Annotated in this window: 18 protein-coding genes and 1 other RNA gene; 18 read left to right on the forward strand and 1 reads right to left on the reverse strand. The window is 43.7% G+C overall.

The features are described 5' to 3' along the window. Nucleotides 1-163: 163 nt before the first annotated feature. The 18 genes from A3193_RS04405 (at nucleotide 164) to A3193_RS20350 (ending at nucleotide 22,556) form a co-directional block, all read left to right on the forward strand. A complete protein-coding gene (locus A3193_RS04405) occupies nucleotides 164-1,771 on the forward strand; it encodes a GumC family protein (protein ID WP_069014174.1) in 1,608 nt (535 codons plus the stop codon). A 92-nt stretch (nucleotides 1,772-1,863) separates the two neighbouring features. Continuing rightward, entirely contained in the window at nucleotides 1,864-2,682 is an 819-nt protein-coding gene (locus tag A3193_RS04410; protein WP_069014175.1) for a CpsD/CapB family tyrosine-protein kinase, read from the forward strand. A 489-nt stretch (nucleotides 2,683-3,171) separates the two neighbouring features. After that, nucleotides 3,172-4,548 (forward strand): O-antigen ligase family protein, encoded by a 1,377-nt coding sequence (locus A3193_RS04415; RefSeq protein WP_069014176.1) that lies wholly within the window; start codon nucleotides 3,172-3,174, stop codon nucleotides 4,546-4,548. A 3-nt stretch (nucleotides 4,549-4,551) separates the two neighbouring features. After that, a complete protein-coding gene (locus tag A3193_RS04420; protein ID WP_069014177.1) occupies nucleotides 4,552-5,682 on the forward strand; it encodes a glycosyltransferase family 4 protein in 1,131 nt (376 codons plus the stop codon). Continuing rightward, nucleotides 5,675-6,805, forward strand: a complete 1,131-nt coding sequence (locus A3193_RS04425; RefSeq protein WP_069014178.1) for a glycosyltransferase — start codon at nucleotides 5,675-5,677, stop codon at nucleotides 6,803-6,805. The genes A3193_RS04420 and A3193_RS04425 overlap by 8 nt, the downstream gene beginning before the upstream one ends. Beyond that, nucleotides 6,802-8,247 carry a lipopolysaccharide biosynthesis protein gene (locus A3193_RS04430; protein ID WP_069014179.1) on the forward strand — a complete coding sequence of 482 codons (1,446 nt, stop codon included), beginning with the start codon at nucleotides 6,802-6,804 and terminating at the stop codon, nucleotides 8,245-8,247. Before A3193_RS04425 ends, A3193_RS04430 begins: the two co-directional genes overlap by 4 nt. A gap of 97 nt (nucleotides 8,248-8,344) precedes the next feature. Next, nucleotides 8,345-9,484 carry a putative glycoside hydrolase gene (locus A3193_RS04435; RefSeq protein WP_162273729.1) on the forward strand — a complete coding sequence of 380 codons (1,140 nt, stop codon included), beginning with the start codon at nucleotides 8,345-8,347 and terminating at the stop codon, nucleotides 9,482-9,484. Nucleotides 9,485-9,575: 91 nt separating this feature from the next. Then, on the forward strand, nucleotides 9,576-10,673 hold the full coding sequence (locus A3193_RS04440) for a glycosyltransferase family 4 protein (RefSeq protein ID WP_071938086.1): 1,098 nt from the start codon (nucleotides 9,576-9,578) through the stop codon (nucleotides 10,671-10,673). Continuing rightward, complete coding sequence (locus A3193_RS04445; protein WP_069014182.1) at nucleotides 10,670-11,122, forward strand: glycosyltransferase family protein; 453 nt, start codon at nucleotides 10,670-10,672, stop codon at nucleotides 11,120-11,122. Before A3193_RS04440 ends, A3193_RS04445 begins: the two co-directional genes overlap by 4 nt. Then, on the forward strand, nucleotides 11,119-11,604 hold the full coding sequence (locus A3193_RS04450; protein ID WP_069014183.1) for a glycosyltransferase: 486 nt from the start codon (nucleotides 11,119-11,121) through the stop codon (nucleotides 11,602-11,604). The genes A3193_RS04445 and A3193_RS04450 overlap by 4 nt, the downstream gene beginning before the upstream one ends. Nucleotides 11,605-11,861: 257 nt before the next feature. Then, the gene (gene xrtD, locus A3193_RS04455; RefSeq protein WP_069014184.1) at nucleotides 11,862-13,439 is read left to right on the forward strand and encodes a VPLPA-CTERM-specific exosortase XrtD; all 1,578 of its coding nucleotides are present in this window, start codon (nucleotides 11,862-11,864) and stop codon (nucleotides 13,437-13,439) included. Between the two features lie 194 nt (nucleotides 13,440-13,633). After that, complete coding sequence (locus A3193_RS04460) at nucleotides 13,634-16,042, forward strand: tetratricopeptide repeat protein (RefSeq protein WP_069014185.1); 2,409 nt, start codon at nucleotides 13,634-13,636, stop codon at nucleotides 16,040-16,042. Nucleotides 16,043-16,423: 381 nt separating this feature from the next. Further along, nucleotides 16,424-17,482 (forward strand): dTDP-glucose 4,6-dehydratase, encoded by a 1,059-nt coding sequence (rfbB, locus tag A3193_RS04465; RefSeq protein ID WP_069014186.1) that lies wholly within the window; start codon nucleotides 16,424-16,426, stop codon nucleotides 17,480-17,482. A 2-nt stretch (nucleotides 17,483-17,484) separates the two neighbouring features. Further along, nucleotides 17,485-18,372 carry a glucose-1-phosphate thymidylyltransferase RfbA gene (gene rfbA / locus A3193_RS04470; RefSeq protein WP_069004993.1) on the forward strand — a complete coding sequence of 296 codons (888 nt, stop codon included), beginning with the start codon at nucleotides 17,485-17,487 and terminating at the stop codon, nucleotides 18,370-18,372. Nucleotides 18,373-18,374: 2 nt separating this feature from the next. Further along, a complete protein-coding gene (gene rfbC, locus A3193_RS04475; protein ID WP_069014187.1) occupies nucleotides 18,375-18,947 on the forward strand; it encodes a dTDP-4-dehydrorhamnose 3,5-epimerase in 573 nt (190 codons plus the stop codon). Nucleotide 18,948: 1 nt separating this feature from the next. After that, on the forward strand, nucleotides 18,949-19,854 hold the full coding sequence (gene rfbD, locus A3193_RS04480; RefSeq protein WP_069014188.1) for a dTDP-4-dehydrorhamnose reductase: 906 nt from the start codon (nucleotides 18,949-18,951) through the stop codon (nucleotides 19,852-19,854). Nucleotides 19,855-20,066: 212 nt separating this feature from the next. Beyond that, nucleotides 20,067-21,065 (forward strand): ExeA family protein, encoded by a 999-nt coding sequence (locus tag A3193_RS04485; RefSeq protein ID WP_069014189.1) that lies wholly within the window; start codon nucleotides 20,067-20,069, stop codon nucleotides 21,063-21,065. Nucleotides 21,066-21,728: 663 nt separating this feature from the next. Next, nucleotides 21,729-22,556 (forward strand): VPLPA-CTERM sorting domain-containing protein, encoded by an 828-nt coding sequence (locus tag A3193_RS20350; RefSeq protein ID WP_141694756.1) that lies wholly within the window; start codon nucleotides 21,729-21,731, stop codon nucleotides 22,554-22,556. Between the two features lie 88 nt (nucleotides 22,557-22,644). Here the strand turns inward: A3193_RS20350 and ssrA are convergent. Continuing rightward, nucleotides 22,645-23,010: a transfer-messenger RNA gene (gene ssrA, locus A3193_RS04490) on the reverse strand. Between the last annotated feature and the right edge of the window lie 78 nt (nucleotides 23,011-23,088).

The raw sequence follows: 23,088 nt of genomic DNA on the forward strand, positions 1-23,088 counted from the left end.
GTGAATTTGAAACCCGGATACATCTAGTAAGATATTTAACACGCATTTCACATTTTCAAATGTAGCTATACCAGCTCACCCTTGATAAGGGTTTATGTATTGCTTTTAAAGCAGCAGTTGTATGCTACAATGTGCGGCTTGGTAATAGGATATGACAGGGACAATGGAAGAAGAAGAGCTACTCGGATTTGCTGATTACCTGGCCATTCTCAAGCGAAGGAAAAAGCAGCTAATTATTCCGGCAACACTCATCCTGCTTTTGAGCTTAGGACTAGCTGTCGGCCTACCATCAATCTATCGCGCTGAAGCTACCATTTTAATTGAACAGCAAGAAATTCCCAGTGAGCTCGTTCGCTCAACCGTCACCTCATACGCAGGTGAGCGCATACATGTCATCAGTCAGAGAGTAATGACTACCGAAAATCTGGGAAAGATTATCGATAGTTATGGTCTCTACAAGGATCAGCGTGGTGATACGAGTTTAACTTTGCTATCTGAAGAGTTGCGTGAAGATATTGAACTGGAAATGATCAGTGCTGATGTGATTGACCCCCGTAGTGGCCGACCCACAATCGCGACGATTGCATTTAAGCTCTCATTCAGTAATAAGAATCCACGAATTGCACAAAAGGTTACCAATGAACTCGTATCGCTCTATCTAGATGAAAATCTCAGACAGCGGACACAGTCAGCTTTAGAAACATCAACCTTTTTGAGTACAGAAGCAGATAGACTCAACCAGGAGATTACAGAATTAGAGGTATCATTGGCAGACTTCAAGAAGAAACATGTCGATAATCTTCCTGAGCTTCAGTCACTCAATATCCAACTCATGGAGCGAAATGAGTTGGAATTGTCAGAGACAATACAGCGAATACGGAGCCTGGAAGAGCGGAAAATATACCTTCAGTCAGAACTGTCGCAAATGAGTCCAACGACTGATATCTATAATTCTAGTGGTAACAGAATTATGGGTACTGAAGATCGCCTTCGAGCATTGCAGACGGAATACCTGGCGCTCGCCACCCGCTATACAAATGATCACCCAACCTTGATCAGCATGAAGGATGAAATTGAGACGCTAGAGCGGGAACTTAATGCTATGCCGGAACAGAAGAAAAAGAAAGCTCAATCAGATAATCCCGCTTACCTTCAATTAGAAACACAGCTTCAAGCAGCGAATAGTGAACTAGCTTCTCTTTATATAATGAAGGGCGAACTTGAAGTTAAGCTCAAGGATTTTGAAGAGCGTTTGATTCAAAGCCCGCAAGTTGAGCGTGAATATCGTAACTTAACCCGTGATTATGAAAATGCGTTAGTAAAATATAAAGAAGTAAAATCCAAACAACTTGAGGCCAAACTGGCTGAATCACTGGAGAGAGAGCGTAAAGGTGAGCGCTTTTCACTTATAGAGCCCCCTCAATTACCTGAAAAACCGGATAAACCAAACCGATTGGCGATTGTATTCTTGGGTATTGTATTTAGTTTGGCTGGTGGTTTTGGAAATGTTTTTGTAAGAGAAAGTATGGATCAAGCTGTGTATGGTAGCAATGGCGTAATGGCAATCACTAAGGTGCCTCCATTAACTGTCATTCCCTATATTGAAAGTAATAATGATCAACGGCAAAGAGGTACCAGCGGTGTAATGGCAGTCTCCGGCGTACTCGCTGGAATAGGTTTATTACTGGTATCTGTTCATGTGTTATACAAACCTTTGGATGTGATCTTCTATATCGTTTTGCGAAAATTTGGCATAGAGCTTGGAGTTTAGCAAAATTTTTGAGTACTCCCTTAAAACCGTGCCCATGGATCCATGAGTTATAGGGAATAGGAAATTGGAGTAGAACTAGTAGTGAGACGAAGATGGAAAAGATAAAGCAAGCACTTGATCGTGCGCGTGACAGCAGGATATCAAAGACGAGCCTTGATAAAGATCGTGCTGTAATGAGTAAAGATCCAGAATCAGATTTTACATCCAACATTACCTATACCAAAACAAAATCTGTTAAGTTATCTAAGCATAACTTAAGAGAAAAGCGAGTTATTATTGGAGATATAAACGACTCTGTATCAGATCAATACAAAGTCCTACGGACTCATGTTCTTCAGAAGCTTAAGGCTAATCAATGGAATTCGCTCGCTATCACTAGCCCAACTGAGGGGTGTGGTAAAACGCTTACATCAATAAATCTCGCCATCAGTCTTGCTAGAGAAGTCAACCATTCGGTATTGCTTGTTGATTTAGATCTTCGTAGGCCTAGTATTCAAAATTACTTTTTTAATGATGAACAACCAGGAATTAGTGAATATCTGAATGGAAATATGGAGCTAAGCGAGGTTCTTTTTAATCCTGGTTTGGATAGATTGGTTATCCTGCCTGGTAATAAGCCTTTTTCAAACTCCTCGGAGATGTTGTCATCTCCAAAAATGGTGCAATTAGTAGAAGATTTAAAAAGTCGATATCCAAACAGGATGGTTATATTTGATATGCCACCTTTACTATCTTGTGATGATGTGATTGCTTTTTCGCCATACATTGATAGTGTAATGTTGGTTCTTGAAGAAGGTGTAACACGCAAAGATGAAGTAAAAAGAGCAATGGATTTGTTAGGGGATACTAACATACTTGGGACTGTGCTTAACAAATCAAAAGCTAGTGGATTAAGTTATGGAAGCTATTAAAAGAATTCTTTGTGTAAACTAATAGCCATCGCCCAAATGTGAAGAGTGATCCGCATTATCTCTATCATAAATATCGGAATTCTGTAGGGTGTATTGTGTAGAAATGGATTTTAAATATCAATGTAGGTTGATTACTTCTACATTATTCTGTCTATGCAGGTCTGATCTATTGTATTAATGGAATATAACAGCGAGCCCAAAGTTGCAATTATAAATACTGGAAAGCACGCAAATGAATTTGTATCTAGGTTATATAAGGCTTATTGCAGTAGATATGAATTAATAGTGTAGGTTAAAAGATGTTAATGATAGTTTAACAAGACTCTTATGCATGTCAATTACTGATCATAATACATGAAATAGAGAAATGAAAACCTTTGATTTGTTCGCATATATTACAAGAATGCACATCGTAAATGGCAGGTCTTCCGTTGAAAGTGATTCTATATTAGAGGCATTTATTCACATAGCGGTCAACGCGGTAAAAAAATGATCGGTACATTATTCCCGCTTCTACTCGCATTCCTGGGGAGTGCGCTGGCTGTTTTCAACTTACGGGTTGGTATCTGGCTTTCAGTCGTCTTGCTCCCTTTCTCGGCGACAGAGCTTATGCCAAGACAAATGCTGGGAATTACCGGTTTAAATCCACTTAATGTCATTCTGGCGGCAACTATTGGATCATTAATCCTGTCAATGGCCATTCGGCCGGCATCTGTTCGGCTACCCCGTGTCCCAGTGATATTTATAGTATACATTGGATTGCTGTTTACTGGTGCTGCTGCAGGTTTGTTCTATATCGGTATGGCTCCTTCAATGCCTGTCGGTAATGGTGCCATGCTGGAGTTAACACCCAAAAAATATCTTATTGAAGAGTTATTCAAGCCGTTGATCATTGTTGTTGTAGCAACACTAAGTGCTGTGATAGTGCGTGATGACAAGTCAGCCCGAAAACTGGTTATAGCAATTGCTATCGCACTTGGCTTGTTAGGTGCTGTAATAATTGGCTACCAGCTTACATCTGGTATTAATTTGAGTGAGATGGCAAGTTCAAAATCGAGGAAGATGTTGTCCTGGATTGGGATGCATGCAAATGACTTAGGACACCTTTGCAATCTGGGATTTGTACTGATGCTATTTTCCTTTTTAGGATCTAAATCTAGGTTAACTCGTGGGCTTTTCGCATTATCAGCAGTTTTGGGTGGAACAGCAGCCGCACTTAGTTTTTCGCGAAGTGCTTTTTTAGGTCTTATTGTCGTAGGTTCGTATTTGCTAATCTCAAGACGGCGTATTATGGACTTCGTCCTAGCGTTAATAGCGGTCGCTATCATCATTCTATTATTACCAGATGCCTTTGTAGAACGTGCAACTACAGGCATAGAAAGCAAAGATACCTATGCTATAACAGCTGGGCGCCTGGATGGTATTTGGATTCCTTTGTTTCCAGAATTTCTTGATAGTCCTTTGTGGGGCCATGGCTTGTCATCAACGCTATGGTCTGATCTGAATAGGCCTTATTTTGTGGTAGGGCATCCCCATAGTGCTTACTTGCAGATATTACTTGACTTTGGTGTTCTGGGCGCGTTTTTGGTTGCTGCCTTTTGGTTTAAGATGTGGAGTATATTCAGAACTCTTCACCGATATCATTATGATCCATTTTGGCGTGCGTTCTTTGAAGGCGCGATGCTAGCAGTAGTAGTGGTGCTAGTGCAGGGGTTATCAGGGCAGCGATTTGTTCCCTGGTTTCCGCATACTTTTGTATGGCTGGCATTTGGTGTAGCGCTAGGAATGTATCCAATAATAATGAGAATACAAAAGCAACGTGATCGTTCTATAGCTATAGATCAAAATGCAGCTAGAGTGAAATAAAGTATGGAAATCTGCTTATTAGGGTATGACAATCTGCCTGTGCTAGCCCGTGAATATAATCAGTTTGAAATTGGCGGCGCACAGGTTCAGATGACACTGCTAGCTAAAGCTCTGGTTAAACGGGGACATAGAGTTAGTATGGTGGTCGGAGATTACGGTCAGGAGGATGGAGTTGTATGGCAAGGTATAAAGACCTATAGGACATATAAAGTTAATGAAGGTCTACCTTTGTTTCGTTTCGTATATCCAAGATGGACTAGTACCTGGGCAGCGTTGTCTAGGGCGAACGCAGATGTATACTTCACATCTTGCGCTGGTATGCAAGTAGGTTTACTTGCTTTATTTTGTAATAAGCACAGTAAAAAATTTGTTTACCGAATGGCGAGTGATACCGACGCTGAACCAACTGAGGTCATTATTAAACATTGGCGCGACAAAAAGCTTTACGAATATGGCCTCAATAAAGCAGCACATATCGTATGTCAAAATAAAAAACAGCGTGAATTATTAAAGTTAAATTACGATCGTAATGCGACGCTGATAAAATCTCTGGTGGAAAAGCCACTTAAGGATTATGCACAAAGTGAACGTGACATAGAGATACTCTGGGTAGCAAATATACGCAACATCAAACGTCCAGATCTTGCTATAGAGCTTGCTCGACGACTTCCGCACAGACACTTTAATATGGTAGGCGGCCCACTATCAGGGTGTCAAGAATTGTATTTAAATATTGAAAAAGAAGCTGGTTCAATAGAAAACATCAAATTTCATGGCAGAATACCGTATCATGATGTGGGAGACCTCTACGATAAGGCTCGTGTATTTGTTAATACATCAGACAAGGAGGGTTTTCCGAACACATTTCTGCAATCCTGGCGGCGTGGCGTTCCGGTTGTAACGTTTTTTGATCCGGATGGATTAATAACACGAGAAGGATTGGGTTATGCAGTTAACAGTATGGATGAAATGGAGAAAGTAGTAGAGAAACTAATTAATAATGATGACGAATGGCTTCTTATTTCAAACCGGTGCCGTGCCTATGTAGAACTTCATCATGGTGATGATGTTGTAATCAAGCCTTTTCTCAATGTGCTGCAACAAGTCGAGAATATTGGAAGTACGAATGAGTGAAACTACGCGCGTAGCTTTTATCGTCAATTCTCTACGCTTCGGAGGTGCAGAAAAACATACTCTAGAGCTTTTCAATGGTCTTGATCCTTCTGAGTTTCAAAAAGACTTGATATATCTAAAAAGAGAAGAGCACCTGTTGGATCAAGTGGATTTTGATCAAGGTAAGACTTACTGTGGAGATTTTGATAAGGGGTGGGATATAAGTGGTTTGTTACGATTAGCGAACAGAATCAAAAAAAGTAAACCAGATGTACTGGTCTGTGTTAACAACTATCCCTTATTCTATGGATATCTAGCACGTTGGATAGCTGGAACCCATTGTCGAATTATCGAGGTCTTCCATAGTACAGGGTTACCTAAAAAAGAAGACTCTAAAATGCGCTTTGTATACCGGCATTTTTTTAATCGATGCGACGGTATCGTATATGTTAGCCAGAATCAACGTGAATATTGGGAAGCCCGTGGAATAGATAGTGATAAAGGGATTGTTATTCATAATGGGGTCAATACCGAATACTTTTTCTCAAAATATTCAAGCGAAGAAAGAATAACCATTCGTCAACGTTATGGCTTTAGCTTTAATGACTTCATTGTGGGTATATGTGCAGCTCTGCGTCCTGAAAAGCAGCATGAAGATCTACTGGAGGCTATCGAAAAATTGAAATCAGATGGCTTGGATGTAAAGTGTCTGATCATTGGGGACGGGCCTCGCCGAACTGCTATCCAGCAGAAGATCTCAAGCCTTGGTTTAGAGAATGATGTTTCCATTACAGGTTTCCAAACAGATGTTCGCGATTTTGTCGATGCTTGTGACTGTATTGCAATCGTGTCACACCAGGAAACTTTTTCTATAGCTGCGCTGGAGGCGATGGCGATAGGTAAACCTATGGTTATGAGTGATATTGGAGGTTCAGCAGAGCAGGTGAGTGCGGGGGTAAACGGATATCTTTTTCCGGCAGCAGATACCGGTGCACTAGCTGAAGCAATAAGCAGACTGTCTGATTCTGAGCATAGAGATAAACTTGGTAAAATGGCACGGGTGATTGTAGAGCGAGACTTCGGGCTGAATGGTATGCTTGAAAAGTACGCCAAATTGTTTAGTCTTGGCAGAACAGGGACATGAATAAAGCCAACCCAAGCTTACGCGGGGCAATAACGCTTGGTATGGCAAGCGCAATTGACTATGTATTGCAATTCATCTTACCGATTATATTGGTCAGGAGTCTAGAGTCAGTTGAGTTTGGTCAATACCGTGTTCTCTGGTTAATTACGAATACAGTAATGGCAATTGCGCCATTATATATGCCTCAAAGCCTCTTCTATTTTCTGCCGAGAGCAGGAACACAGCGGGCATTTTATATTGCGAATGTGATTTGGTTTTTAGTGCTAATGGCTTTTCTAGCAGCACTAGTCATTAGTCCTTGGAATCCTATTAGGCCCGACATAATGCATAATATTCCAGGAGAAGATTCTCTTGTACCTGCGTTCGTCTCTCTTTGGGTGGGTAGTATGCTAATTGAGTGGTTGGCAAATACTGAAGGACGCATAGATGCTCAAGCTCGAATTGTGGTCATATTCTCTCTATTGCGAGTCGTAATAGTGGGTTTGACTGCCTGGATGACAAATGACCTCCTTGCTGTGTTTATATCGATGACTGTGCTCGCTATGTTGCGTTGTCTTTATATTCTGCTGGATACAGTGAGAAGATATGGTATAGATGTTTTAAAACCAAAGAAACAGCTAATGCGTGAACAACTTACATATGCTGGACCATTTGGGATTGCCGGCATGTTCTATGCACTTCGCATGCAGTCAGATCAATGGATTGCAGCAAGCATATTCAGCTTGCAGCAGTTTGCATCTTTTTCAATCTCTCTGGTTGTTTTGCCTCTAGCTAATCTCATTCGCCAAGCCGTTTCAAATGCTATTTTGCCGGCTATGAATACATGTCATCATGCCGGCGATATCCACGGTGCTATTAAAATCAACCGGGATGCAAACACTCTGACAGCAGTTTTGTTGTTTCCGATACTAGCCTTTTTGTTTGTATTCGCAGAAGATGTTATCAGCCTGATTTATACCGACCAATATGTAGCCGGTGTATCTCCAATGCGTGTATATTTACTGGGATTGGCAGGGCAAGCATTGGTGGTCAATAATGTATTGATTACTCTTGCTCAAGGTGGATTTCAGATGCGCCTTAACGGTTTTATTCTACCTATTGCAATATTGCTCAGTTTTTGGGGTGCACATACATTTGGCTTGATGGGTGCGGCGCTAGGCAGCGCAGTCACTCAATGGGCTAGTCATCTGATAAATATTCAGCATGTAAGTCATATAAGTAATATAGGTATGTCGCATTTGCTTAATTGGCTTGCATTGTCACAGTTTGCTTTAGCAGCTATCGTAGCCGGGTTTCTGGCCTATGCATCATCTTCGGTACTTGATTTTGGTAATCCGTTCTCGGAACTGATCATAAGCGGTATGGTTTTATGTGTAGTGTATGCTGTTGCCGTACTTCAAACGCGCTCAATACGCCAATTATATGTGCGTCTTAGGCACTAACATGAATAGGTTTCTTATACTATTAATTTTGCTAGTAAAATTAATAATATATACTCACTCAACTCTAGCGAATGACACTTTTCCCCGTCTGATGAGTATGAGTATTGGAAATAAGCAATACCAAAATTCTTCCTACCAGAAAGAGCTTGCGAAATACGACATTGTTGTTCTAGGTTTCTATAGAAACTGGAGTGGTCAACCAAAAACGATGCGGGACGTGGTACAGCGACTTAAAGAGCTGAATCCTGACATATTGGTCGGTCAATATGGGGTGATGAATGAACTGCGAGATGTTCCAGGGGATCTAGCGAAGGATGATATACGAAGAAAAGTAAAAGAGTCAGGCTGGTGGCTAAAAAATAAAGCTGGACAGCGTGTTCAGTGGACGACAAAGCATAATGCTTGGGAAGTGAATTTCTTGCAACTTGCCAAGTCGGATTCGGAGGGGAAGTACTATCCACAATGGTTGGCGGAGAGAGATTATCGAATCTATCACCAGTCAGTACCTGAATTTGATTTTTGGTACACAGATAACGTTATGCAACGTCCCCGTGTGGAAGCGGATTGGGATGGTGACGGTATCGATGATGCCCCGGATTCATCATATATTCTTGATTCATGGAGGAGTGGATATGTAGCTTGGTGGAGTCATATTCGTGATTTAACACCAGACATGATGATCATGGGTAATGCGGACAGCGATCTATCACAATCTGAGTTTACTGGGCAGCTAGAAGGCGCCTTTCTGGAAGCATTGATGGGAAAGAGATGGTCTCTCGAAACTTACAAAGGATGGGACTTTATGATGGAGAGGTATCGCACGGTTAATACTAACCTTAGGGAACCTCGCATTATTGGATTTAATGTCTGGGGTGATCCTAAAGACTATCGTTTTATGAGATATGCATTGACATCCTGCCTATTAGGCAACGCCTATTTCTCGTTTACAGATGAAAAAAGTGGATACAGCAGTGTTCCGTGGTTTGATGAGTATGATGTTAATCTTGGAGGTGCTTATTCTCCTCCTCCAGATAAGCCTTGGCAAAATGGAGTGTGGCGTCGAGATTTCGAAAATGGTGTGGTTTTAGTTAACCCTAACAATAAAAAAGCCAAAGTTGCTTTAGGTCAAGGTTTATCGCGGTTCTTAGGTAAACAAGCGCCTAACTGGAATAATGGAATGCAAATTGAATCCATAGTATTACCTGCCAAAGACGGTGCCATACTCGTACGAAGATGAGCTTAGACTAGTATTTAAATTTCTCGTTGTATGTGTAACGTTAATGGTAAATTTAATTAAAACTTATGTTGTAAAGATATAGTTAGATGTTATGAGTAAAAATATTGGTAATGCAGGTGATTCTAATCGCCAAAAAAAAATAGTTATTATCAGCACCTCAGCTCGTGGAGGTATGAAAGCAGTTACTGATGCCTATAATTCATCTGATTTTTATTCTCCAGATCACACTGTCTTTATCCCTGCTCATACAGAAGGGGGAGTGTTTATTCGGTCATGGATAGCATTACGAGCTTTAATTCAGTTGATATGGATGCTATCGCTGAACAGAGTTGAGCTCGCTCACATGCATATGGCCACCAAAGGTAGTTTTTGGCGGAAAGGCATATTTGTTCTTATTTGTAAATTATATAATATACCTACAGTCATTCACCTTCACGGAGGACGATTTGCAGTGTTTTACAATGGCTCTGCAAAGTGGGTTAGAAATTTAATCAGGTATGTTTTTGATCAAGCTAGTTCAATAATTGTCTTGTCACATTATTGGTATAATTTTGTTACACCGTTAACGAATACTCCTGTATCAGTTATCAATAACTTTGTTCATGACAATTTCGATGACGATATTATCAAAACTAAACGGCGTCCAAGATATATTCTTTTTTTAGGCCAGTTTGGTGCTAACAAAGGTATATACGATCTACTGTCTGTGTTCTCAGATATAGCTCCAAAATATCCAGAAACAAAGCTTATATGCTGTGGAAATGGAGAAATTGATAAAGTGCGATCAATAGTGAATGAGCTAGATGTATCAGATTCTATAGATGTACCGGGTTGGATTGGCGGTGTTGATAAAATAGAGATTATGCATCGCTGTAGTGTATTTGTTTTACCTTCTTATAACGAAGCGCTTCCTATGTCTATCATTGAGGCAATGTCATTTTCTATGGCAGTAATCTCTACTCGAGTAGGAGGGATTCCTGAATTGATAGATGAAACTAATGGTTTTCTAATAGATCCTGGTAGCCATGAAGAATTGCGAGACAAGCTTATTGAGGTGTTTGAAATGGATAGCCAGGCTGTTGAGAGTATGGGTGAGGCCTCGCGTGGAAAATATCTAAGAAGTTTTACTCCTGAGTCATGTTTATCAGAGATGCGTTCCCTTTATCTTTCTCTTGGAGTAGCCCCATGAAACAAAAAAAGTTACTAGCTGTAGCGTCGGCGGGTGGCCATTGGGTACAACTGCTTCGTATGCGCCCGGCTTTCGAGTTTCTAAGTTTGCACTGGATAAGTACTTCACCAGGAGTTGCTTCTCAGGTTGACCATGAAGAGTTTACTTCAGTGCGTGATGCAAATATGTGGGATAAGCCTGGGTTAGTATTAATGGCTATTCAAATTGCATGGCGGGTACTTTTGTACCGACCAGATATTGTGGTGACGACTGGGGCAGCACCGGGGTATTTTGCTATTGTATTTGCAAGGCTATTGGGTGCAAAAACAATTTGGATTGATAGTATAGCGAATGCAGAAGAGATGTCATTGGCAGGTAAGAAGGCAAGAAGGTGGGCAACTCACTGGATAACACAATGGCCGGAGCTTTCAGGAGATGATGGGCCGACCTATATAGGTTCGGTGCTGTGATTTTTGTTACTGTAGGAACACAGCTTGCTTTTGATCGTATGGTTTGCGCTGTAGATCGTTGGGTGAATGCAAAAGATACTCAGATTGTCGCACAAGTCGGGCCAACAGAGGTTCGTTTCTCTAACATCAAGTACAAGTCATTTCTGGAGCAGGAACAATTAGATTATATTTTAAAAAATACTGAACTGGTTGTCGCACATGCAGGGATGGGATCAATACTCAGCTCGTTATCTCTAGGAAAGCCTATTATCATCATGCCCCGTAAAGCTAGCTTAGGTGAGCACCGAAACGAACATCAGATGGCAACTGCTAAGCGTTTCCAAAATCGGCCTGGTGTATATGTAGCATGGGATGAACAACAGCTCGTTGTGCTTTTGAATCGGTGGAGTATAGAAAGGTTTGATAATGTGGACGAAATATCCAATACTGCCCCTACTGAATTTATTGCTAACCTAAAACGATTAATTGGAAATACCCAGTAATTCGATTTAGTATCAAATAGCCGGTTCACGTTATTGCGCTAAATATTTACATTTAGACCAAGAAGATATAGTCCTAACAGCCAAATTGATGGCCGACTAAGTAGCATTGGGTTGAATTGTTTGTAAAGTATTTGGTATTTAAATGGAGCCACTTTTATAATTCACGGAGACAGGGCGTACGATAGGGACCAGTTTTTAAATAACTTCTGAACTGGTGATATTGATAACTTCAATATGAAAATCATTCATTAAGGACAATGGCAACAACAAGTAATCTTGTAGGATGGCGAAATTCCCCTCAGCTATGGGGATTGCTAGGTCTTTCATCTATTTTGCTGGTCTATGGTTTTTGGAATGGCATTATTGACATGCTTGGAAGATGGGCTAGCAAAGAAGAGTATGGCTACGCCTATTTTCTGCCATTTATTACTGCGTATTTGATTTGGCAGAGACGTTATCTCTTAGTAGAAGCAAAATTCAGACCTTCATGGCTTGGCGTGGCAGGCATTATATTTGCCGCTTCTCTCTATTTTATCGGTGAAATTGCTACCACTTTTACTTTGGTACAGTATGCCTTGGTTATGATTGTCATCGGTATGGCTTACGCAGTTCTGGGATGGCATGCATTTAAGATAGTCGCCGGTCCTCTGTTTTTGCTTTTTTTTATCGTTCCACTACCACCATTTATTTACAATAGTCTGTCGGGAAAACTACAGCTCATATCTTCACAGTTGGGTGTTGAAGTTATACGCTGGTTTGGTATCAGTGTATTCCTTGAAGGTAATGTAATAGATTTAGGCGATTACAAACTTCAGGTTGTCGAAGCTTGTAACGGATTACGTTACCTTTTTCCGCTAGTCAGTTTAGCGTTTCTCGCCGCTTATCTCTATCGTGTTGAGTACTGGAAGCGTGTAGTCGTTTTCTTATCAAGTATTCCGATAACTGTTTTGATGAACAGTTTTCGTATCGGGGTCATCGGTGTTCTGGTTGATAATTGGGGGCAGGAGCAGGCAGATGGCTTTTTGCACTACTTCGAGGGATGGATAGTGTTTATGTCCTGCCTAGGCATTCTGTTGATCGAAATGGTACTGCTAGCAAAAATTGGGTCACCTGAGCGCAGACTAAGAGATGTTTTCGGCTTGGAAATTCCCAAACCGATACCGGAGGGGCTGAACTACCGGGTGAGAACTGTCAATTCTGTGCACTACGCCACTCTTTTCTCCATATCCTTAATCGCAGTCGGATCACTCTACGTTAAGAGCCAGCAGCAAATTCTGCCAGATCGGCAGGACTTTAGTAGTTTTCCCGCTAGGATCGGAAGCTGGCTTGGGGATGAGGATATACTGGAAGAGAGATATCTTAAGTCTTTGAGATTAGACGATTATATAATTGGTGACTATACAAACTCGTCATACGGCCCTATTAATTTGTATGTGGCATACTATGCGTCACAGCAGGCTGGTTCAGCAGCGCATAGTCCCCGTTCCTGTATACCTGGTGGAGGGTGGGAGATCGATAGTGTTACAGAAGTTAAATTGCCAGAGTTACAGGTAAATGGAGTATCCCTCAAAGTCAATCGCCTTGTCATTATGCGCGGCGAATCAAAGAAGTTGGTCTACTACTGGTTTCAGCAACGTGGACGTGTGATTACTAATGAATGGCTGGTAAAATGGTATCTTTTTCTGGATAGTCTCACCAGGCATCGTACTGATGGTGCACTTATCAGGTTGACAACGACGATTAGTGACGGAGAAGAGTGGGCTGATGGTGACATTCGCTTGACTGAATTTGCAGGGCAGGTTGTGCCTGTATTGGATAATTATATTCCAAACTGAATTACGGTTATTTCAATTGTGAAATTTCAATCTGATTCACAATATTAGGTTTCGATTCTCTTAACATTAGAGTTGTTAAATATCATCTTAAACTATAGTGAGCTATTTCAATAATTTGAGATGTTTTCAAAATTGGACGAGTCACCTAGTGAATAATTAGGGAAGTTCGTCATTAGGATTGGTAGGTATAGTCAATGAAGACGACCATGGAATTTGCATTAAAATTGTTCAAATTACTGCTCGGTTCATTCCTCTGTGCAGTACTCTTACTAAGTGGAGCCTGTTCCAGTAAGGAAGATAGAAAACAGTCATACTTTGATCGGGGAATGGAACTTTATAGTCAGGGTAATTACACAAAAGCACGTCTCGAATTTAAAAACGTACTGCAGATTGATCCAAAGGACGCCGACGCATATTACATGTTCGGTTTACTGGAAGAAAAAGAAGAAAACTGGCGAAAAGCTTTCTCTCTGTTTTTTCGGGCAGTAGAACTTAAACCTGAACATCAAGATGCACAGGTACATCTTGGTACAATTTATGTATTAGCAGGGGAAACTGAGAAAGCATTAGAAGCTGCTGAAGCAGTTCTCAAGATAACTCCAGATCACTCTGAGGCTCTTGTGCTTAGAGGTTTTGCACTGGCAAAGTCAGGAGAGAGTAATGCCGCAATCGAGGACGTGTTAAGTGCTTTTTCAATTGATCCTAGTAATGTGGAAGCGGCTTCATTACTTTCAGCTCTCTATGCAGATAGGGGAGAGTTAGATAGGGCTATAAGAATCGCTAGTGATTCCTTACAGCAGCATAGGGATAGAGTGGCTTCCTACCTCCTTCTAGCCAGGCTCCATGCCAAAGCAAATGATGACAAGGCCGTTGTTCAGGTGCTCACAGACTTAATACAATCTAACCCGAATGAACTGCAACATCGGCTTCATCTTGTCAGCTATTACAAAGAAAAAGGTAACGCGAAACTAGCTAAAACTGTGTTAAAACAAGCGGTTAAAGATCTGTCTGATAGTGAAGAGGCTAAACTCGCATTAGTAAGTTATTTGAAGAGCAACAAGGATGTTGTTGGTGCTGAGTCTCTTTTGAGCGAGTATGTTGCACAGAATCAAGACAATCAAACCTTTAAGATCGAGTTGGCAAAACACCATATCAGCCTTAACCGTCAAGTTGAAGCATTACAAGTACTTTCAGATGTAATCAATCAAGCAGATCTCTCAACGGATGGCCTGATGGCTCGAACGCTCAAAGCCAGTCTTCTGGTTAAGGAAGGCTCAACCCAAGAAGCCAGTCAATTAATAGAAGAGGTATTGGAAGCAGATCCCAAGTACAAAGATGCGCTTTTGGTCCGGGCCGGTATAGCGCTGGTCAGTGACGATCCTGATCGGGGTATTGCAGACCTTAGAACCTTACTGAGGGAGGATCCTGGTCATGTTAAAGCTCATCGCTTAAAAGCAAGGTCTCATTTAAAAAAGGGTGAAGTTGAACTAGCCCGTCAAAGTCTAGAGGATGCTGTTAAAGCCCAACCTCAGGAAACTGCAACCAATTTTGAGTTGGTCCAGCTTTTGATTCAAACCGGTGAGTTCGATGATGCAGAAGTTGTTCTGCAAAAAATGCGGAGGTTCGCACCGAAAGAGATCTCAGTACTTCGAGGACTTGGGATTGTCTATCTCAAACAGAAGAATTGGAGCGAGTTACTGAAAATTGCAAATACCCTCCAGTCTGAATATGAAGCTGAGCCATTGGGTTATTACTATCAGGGCTTGGTCGAGCAAAGTAATGGTCGATTGGAACAGAGTGTGGAGTCTCTGACTCGCTCGTTGGAACTTAAACCAGGGGCGATTGATGTGCTGGTAGCACTGGCAAAAAGCTACTTTGGATTGAAACAGGTAGATGAAGCCCTGAATCAGGTCAACCAGGCGGTAACTGCAGATCCTAAACACTACCTCGCTTACAATCTGCTCGGTGAAATCCATCTCTCCCAAAACCGCTTGGTAGAGGCAGATGAAGCGTTTGAGCACAGCCTGAGCATCAATGAGAAGTGGCCGGTTCCCTATCGCAATCTGGTCAAGGTCAGGCTGATGGAAGGTAAACAGGCGGATGCGGTCGCTATGCTGCGCCGAGGCTTTCAGAATTCCCTGGATCCTGCGTTGGGCATCGAATTGGCTAATGCCCAAGACAAACTGGGACGGGTAGATGAATCGAAAAAGATCTATCAGCAGATTCTCGATAAACATCCGGAAAATATGCTGGCAGCCAATAACCTGGCTATGATTCTGCTCAGAGGGGAACCGAATCAGGCTAAACAGGATCAGGCACTGAAGCTGGTGGAAGGTTTTTCAACCTCTGAAAATCCCATTGTGCTTGATACGCTAGGCTGGACCCATTACAAACGGGGAGAGATGGATAAAGCGATCTCGGTACTCAGGCGGGCACTCAGGAAAAATTCAAAGATCCCGGAAATTGACTATCATCTCGCTCTGGCCTACGAACAGATTGGTGACATGGATGCGGCAAAGACCCATCTGGATGCGGCATTGGCATCGGGTAAGCCGTTTGAGGGTATCACCGAGGCAAAATCTCTTCAGGCTCGGCTTCAATAGTGAACTTGAAACCCTGGCGCCTCTTTCTGTACGCAACATGTGTAGGGTGCAGTATGAGTGCACGTTGTAGCAGTAGGCTAGGTCTGTTTCTGGGATAGTTTCAATACTCAGAGTTGAGGGTTACCTGGATCAACCTGTCACGATATTCTCAGGTCTTGCGGCCAGATACTCACTCCTGTATCAGTTCATTTGTTGCGATTTGGCCTGCCTTTGATTCGTTGTTGAAACGTACGGTTCTTAAGCTATGAACTCACAATCTCAGCCCCGAAAGTTACAAATTCAATCACCACGTAGTTGATAGGGTCTCAACTCTGTATAATGCTGCATTGCATTACCAAGTGGTGATGCCGTAACACATTGAAATAAATGGCATTATAGATAATGAAGACGATTCTCGTGACCGGTGGTGCCGGGTTTATCGGTGGAAATTTTGTCCACTTTCTACATTCACAGCAGGATTCTCTCAAGGTAATTAACCTGGATGCTCTCACCTACGCGGGCAATCTGGATACCTTGAAATCGCTGGAGGATCACCCGAATCACCACTTCGTTCAAGGGAAGATTCAGGACCAGGAATTGGTATCCGGTCTGTTCGAACGCTTCAAGCCGGATGCGGTGGTCAACTTTGCTGCTGAGAGCCATGTTGACCGCTCCATTGACGGTCCGGCCGAGTTCATCGACACCAACATCGGCGGCACCTTCAACCTGCTGGAATGCGCCAGGGTACACTGGCAGTCACTGCCTGAAGAAGTGCGCGACACATTCCGTTTTCTGCACGTCTCCACCGATGAGGTGTATGGCTCATTAGGGGCGGAAGGGCTGTTTACCGAGACCACAGCCTATGCTCCGAACTCTCCCTATTCGGCCTCAAAAGCGGCCTCGGATCACCTGGTGCGTGCCTGGCATCACACCTACGGTCTGCCGGTGTTAACCACTAACTGTTCAAACAACTACGGTCCCTACCAGTTTCCGGAAAAGCTTATCCCGCTTTTCATTCAAAAAGCTTTGGCTGGCGAATCGCTGCCGATCTATGGCGATGGCAGTAATGTACGGGACTGGCTCTATGTTGAGGACCATTGCCGGGCGATCTGGCGAGTGCTCGAGGCAGGTAAGCCGGGTGAGGTCTACAATGTGGGCGGTAATAATGAGATGTCCAACCTGGAGGTGGTGGAGACACTCTGCGCCCTGTTGGATGAGCTCGCACCGGATTCAGAGTTCAAACCGCACAATCAGTTAAAAATATTTGTGAATGACCGACCTGGCCATGACCAGCGCTACGCCATCGATGCAAGTAAACTGGAGCGTGAGCTGGACTGGACTCCCTTGGAGACCTTTGAGACCGGATTAAGGAAAACGGTCCAGTGGTATCTGGAGAACAATCTCTGGTGCCAGCGGGTACTGGATGGGAGTTATCGTGGCGAAAGACTGGGGCAGGGCTGATCATGGCTAAGACAGTGAAAAAAGGTATTATTCTGGCTGGTGGCTCGGGAACCCGTCTGCATCCGCTGACCCTCACGATCTCCAAGCAGCTGCTGCCTGTCTACGACAAACCGATGATCTACTACCCACTCTCCACCCTGATGCTGGCTGGGATCCGGGATATTCTGATTATCACCACACCCCAGGATGCCCAGTTGTTCAAAGGGCTGCTGGGTGATGGCCATCAATGGGGAATCGAGATCACCTATGCTGTTCAGCCAGAACCGGGTGGCCTGGCCCAGGCCTTTATCATTGGTCAGGAGTTTATCGATGGTGATCCCTGCTGCCTGATTCTGGGTGACAATATCTACTATGGGCATGGGCTCGTTGACTCACTCAAGCGGGCGACTCAAACATCCGGTGGCGCTACGGTATTCGGCTACTGGGTAAAAGATCCGGAACGCTACGGCGTGGTGGATTTCGATGATCAGGGGCAGGTGAATGATATTGAAGAGAAACCTGCCAAACCAAAATCCAACTATGCGGTTACCGGTCTCTATTTCTATGATGAACAGGTCACCGAACTGGCACTCTCACTGAAACCTTCGGTGAGGGGAGAGCTGGAGATCACCGATCTGAACAAACGCTATCTTGAGATGGGCAAACTGAGCCTGGAGAAGATGGGGCGAGGCATTGCCTGGCTGGATACCGGCACCCATGAGAGTCTGATTCAGGCGAGTAACTTCATTGAAACCATCGAGCTCCGTCAGGGGTTGAAAATAGCCTGCCCGGAAGAGATTGCCTTCTCTCAGAACTGGATCAGCCTGGAAGATCTGAAATCGATGGCAGAAGCACTGAGTAAGAATGGCTATGGTCAGTATCTGCTGGGACTCTGTGAGCGGAGAATGTAGTGATGGAAGTGGTGGAGACGAAAATTCCAGGAGTTCTGCTGCTCAAGCCCAAAGTGTTTGGTGACCAACGCGGTTGGTTTATGGAGAGTTGGCAGAACGAACGTTATGCCTCACTGGGTATTCCTGAGCAGTTTGTCCAGGACAACATGGCCTATTCCGAACAGGGCGTGTTGCGGGGGCTGCATATTCAGAATCCCTACGGTCAGGGAAAACTGGTACAGGCGATCAAAGGTGAAGTCTTCGATGTGGCCGTCGATGTACGCAAAGGATCACCCTGGTTTGGTCAATGGGTGGGTGTGCATCTCTCTGAATCAAACCACCATCAGTTTTATGTGCCTGTAGGTTTTGCCCATGGCTATCTGGTATTGAGTGAAGAGGCGATCTTTGCCTACAAATGTACCGACCATTACCATCCTGAAACCCAGTTTTCTGTCCGTTGGGATGATCCTGAAATCGGCATTGAATGGCCGGGCGGGCTGAATCCGCTGCTTGCAGAGAAGGATCGGGACGCACCCCTTCTGAGTGAAATTCCTGAAGAGACACTACCTCTCTATATGGGTGAGAAAGGGGTCTAGTATGTCGACAAGCCACCCGAAGATTCTATTGATTGGTTGTGATGGCCAGGTTGGATGGGAGCTGCAACGAAGCCTGGCCGTGCTGGCTGATGTGACAGCAACCTCGCTTTGTGGAAGTTACGGCTATGCATTGGATTTGTTGAACCCTGATGCGGTAGACAAAGCAGTAGCAGAGGTTGGGCCTGACTATATTGTCAATGCCGCTGCCCATACGGCCGTAGACAAGGCTGAGTCGGAAATTGAGCTTTCAGAAAAGCTGAATACTGAGGCGCCGGCGCAACTGGCAAGACTGGCAGCCGAGCACAATGCCGTATTCATCCACTATTCGACAGATTTTGTTTTTGACGGTGAGAGTGAAAGACCCTATCGGGAAGAGGATCCAACAGCCCCTCTGGGTGTCTATGGAGCGACCAAGCTGGAAGGTGAGCTGCGGGTTCTGGAAACCGAGGCCGCTGCGATGGTGTTTCGCACCAGTTGGGTATATGGCAATCATGGCCACAATTTCATGAAAACCATGCTCAGGCTGTTTCGTGAAAGGGATGAGTTGAAGGTAGTGGATGACCAGATTGGGGCGCCCACCTGGAGTCGGATGATTGCAGAAGCGACAGCTCAGGTTATCGGTCAACTGCAATCTGGCGCAAAGCATGCTGAAGAGCTCAAGGGTGTCTATCATCTGACAAACAGCGGAGAGACCAGCTGGTATGGTTTCGCCAGAGAGATTCTCGAACTGTCCGGGGAATCTTGCTCCCTTTTGCCGATTGCCACCCACGAATATCCAACGCCCGCCCGTCGGCCAGCATACTCGGTTCTGGATAATAGTAAATTAAATCAGGTATTTAGCCTAACTATGCCGGATTGGTCCAGCACGCTTAAGCGTTGCATGGAAGATGAAAAATCCACTTCATGAGTATAGAACCGGCCGGCAAGAGATTTCAGATCAAATTCGCCATGCTTAGCTGACACAATCTCAATCTGATAAACCGTTAAAAAGTCTAAAATCGATTGATCCAGATTGAAAATGTCGACTGGCATATTGCTGTTCAGCGATAGAGCGTGAGATAATGGATTTACTGACCTACAGCATTTGAGGAAGCTACCTCTTACGGGGCAATACAGCGGATGTACGAAACATTCTACGGTTTTACTGAAAAACCATTCACCTTGCTACCTGACCCCTCTTTCCTGTTTCTCGGGAAAAAGCACAGTACTGCCTATTCCATGCTGGAATACGGGATGCTCAGCCAGGCCGGGTTCACAGTGATAACCGGAGAAGTGGGCAGCGGTAAAACCACCCTGGTGCGCCACCTGCTCGACCAGATGGAGGATGATGTCACTGTTGGATTGGTAAACACCAGCCACCGTGACATGGGTGAATTACTCCAGTGGGTGTTGCTCTCTTTCGGATTGGAGTATCGGGAGAAGGAACGGGTGGTTCTTCATGACCTCTTTACCCAGTTTCTGATTGATCAATATGCCCAGAATAAACGTACCGTATTGATTGTGGATGAGGCGCAGAACCTGGATGCACAGGTTCTGGAAGAGTTGAGATTGCTCTCCAATATCAATGCCGACAAACATCAGGTTTTACAGATCATCCTGGTGGGACAACCCCAACTGCGCAGCATGTTGGCCCATGAGGATTTCATCCAGTTCCAACAGCGGGTTTCGATCGATTATCATCTGTCGGCGCTCAATGAGTTGGAAACAAGAGCCTATATTTTCCACAGAACTCGCACTGCCGGTCGTAGTAAGCCCCTGTTTACAAAGGGTGCCTCACAACTCATCTATCGGGCCAGTCAGGGTATCCCAAGGGTGATCAATACCATCTGTGATGCAGCCTTGGTTTATGGCTTTGCGGATCAGAAGACCATACTCGACAGTCGAGTAATTGGCAGTGTGTTAAGGGATAAGGCGAACGCGCGAAGAGCGCACGTGAACAGCGCTCAAAATCCTGGTGGTCATATTAAACCAGTGGTTTTGGGAGATCTTCAGAACAACATCGAAAAATTCCAGTCCGATGGTCAGCGTAATGATCCTAATGAGTCAAACAAAAAACTGACCGATTTTAATCGGGATTCAGCAAAGTTATTGTTTAAAAAATATTATCATGACTCTTGATTGGTGTTTAATTTGAGTGGAATGTCTGTGCAAAGTCTATTCTGACTCAGAGTCTGTTCTCTTCTGTTCACTAAGATCAAAACTTCATACTTACCATATCGCAAAACACCTTCATTTTTTAGCAAGAGACTTAAAAATGATTGAGCATCTCTAATGGATACAAAGTAATCGTGTAGTTGTAGTTACTTTGTGCTGAGGGTGAGGATGATATCGAGCGGTTTTCTGACGACTATGGTCGTCATGTACCTGACACTGAACCTAAATCGTTTCGTAAGACTGTCTGACTAGGGTGGACAATGGTCTCTTTCTGGAAACATTGAACCAACACTTTAAAATCAAAATCTTGTTGAGTGATACCAATGTCTAGTTCATGAGAATCGTGACTGTTTAAGTGGATTGCGATTCCTTAACTTGTCCCTTTTGTTAATACATTGTTTTGTCTTTTCAGTGAACCTTCGGGTAATCCATCTGTTTGAGATTTCTGGAACCAGGCATGCGCCGGGATGATGAAAAAGAAATCATTTGAAGCTGCTTAAATTTTCAGTTTTAAATATGGGTAGTATTACCCATTGCTAGCATGATCTTTAAAATTATATTTATAGCTCAAGAAGGGAGTTATGGACTTACCGCAACGGTAAATATAAAGGGTGGGAGAGAGATTTCATGAAGAACTTACTAGGATTGTTTTTTATACTATTGCTTTGTCAAGCTAACATCGTTCTCGGATATTCTGTAAGGGCTGATTGCCCTCAAGATTTGCAGGTTCATCAAAATACTATCACTGCCACTTCATGCAGCTATTCATCCATTTATTCTGGTGGAGGTGTTTCCAACTCGTCTGCATCAGCAAACCTAGCTACAGGCCAATTAAGATCGAATTCAGCAGCGTTTGGAAATAATTCTGGGATTGGTGTCGGTGGTTATGGTGCTGCATTACTAACTGATACCATTACTTTGACTGGCCCTCTATCTGGGGATTTACCAGTTTCAGTGAGTATGGTAATTGATGGTTCATTCAGTGGACAATATACACCAAGTCAATCTATGCTCGGCATGTTAACTTTGTCATCTGGATCTCCGGCACAAATCAGTACATCGCGAATTGATGTTGTTTATTCTAGTGATATACCAACAGTAACAACAAATTTCGTTACTGGTTCACACACAGAAAATATAATTAATTCCTCTGCTACCAATTTCAGTGCTATTTTGTCTGCCGATCTGTTAGTGTCATCAACTGATCCTACATTTTCTATTCTTGCACAGTTGTCAACATGGTCGAGCCCAAGTGGATTAGATGGCTGGATGGTTGCAAACTTTGGTAATACTGCGAATCTCTCAATTTCTCTACCGGATGGTTTAGGTTATACATCAGATTCAGGGGTGTTCCTCTCAGTGAATCCGGTACCCATTCCTGCAGCCGCCTGGTTGTTCGGTTCAGGACTGCTCGGATTTATTGGGGTCTCACGCCGGAATAGAAACAGAACCTAGTAAAGGCTTTTGTTCGCGCGATTGAGGATTATTAAAACACGCTACGCTACGAGGAATTTGGAGTAGTGTAGCGTGTCAGTTAGTGATTTGGTGGAGGCGGGCGGATTCGAACCGCCGTCCGCGAGTCCTCTGCCAAAAGTTCTACATGCTTAGTCCTGCCTATTATATTTAACCGATTACCACCCGACGGACAGGGCGTGTAATAGGCGATTCCGGATAGGTTTTAACGTTTCCACCCCGGACGAGCTTCAACGCGATCTTGTGAGATATGACGCCTGAAAAGCTGGACGCACAAGCACGGCTCCAGTCAGACGGCACCCTACTGGGTATTAAGCAGCGAGTGCGTAGTTGTCGTCGTTGGCAACTATAAGTTTGCAGATGGTTTAGCGAGGTACTCTGCACCTCGGCATGCACTTCAGGTTTTGCAACCCCCGTCGAAGCCTACGTCGCCCCCATACGGTAGTGAGTCAGACATTATACGCCAGGGTTTGGTTCCAGGTCACGGAAAACCTGTTCTGTGGCGGGTGGCTGT

Source organism: Candidatus Thiodiazotropha endoloripes (assembly GCF_001708965.1).
Classification (GTDB): Bacteria; Pseudomonadota; Gammaproteobacteria; order Chromatiales; family Chromatiaceae; genus Thiodiazotropha; species Thiodiazotropha endoloripes.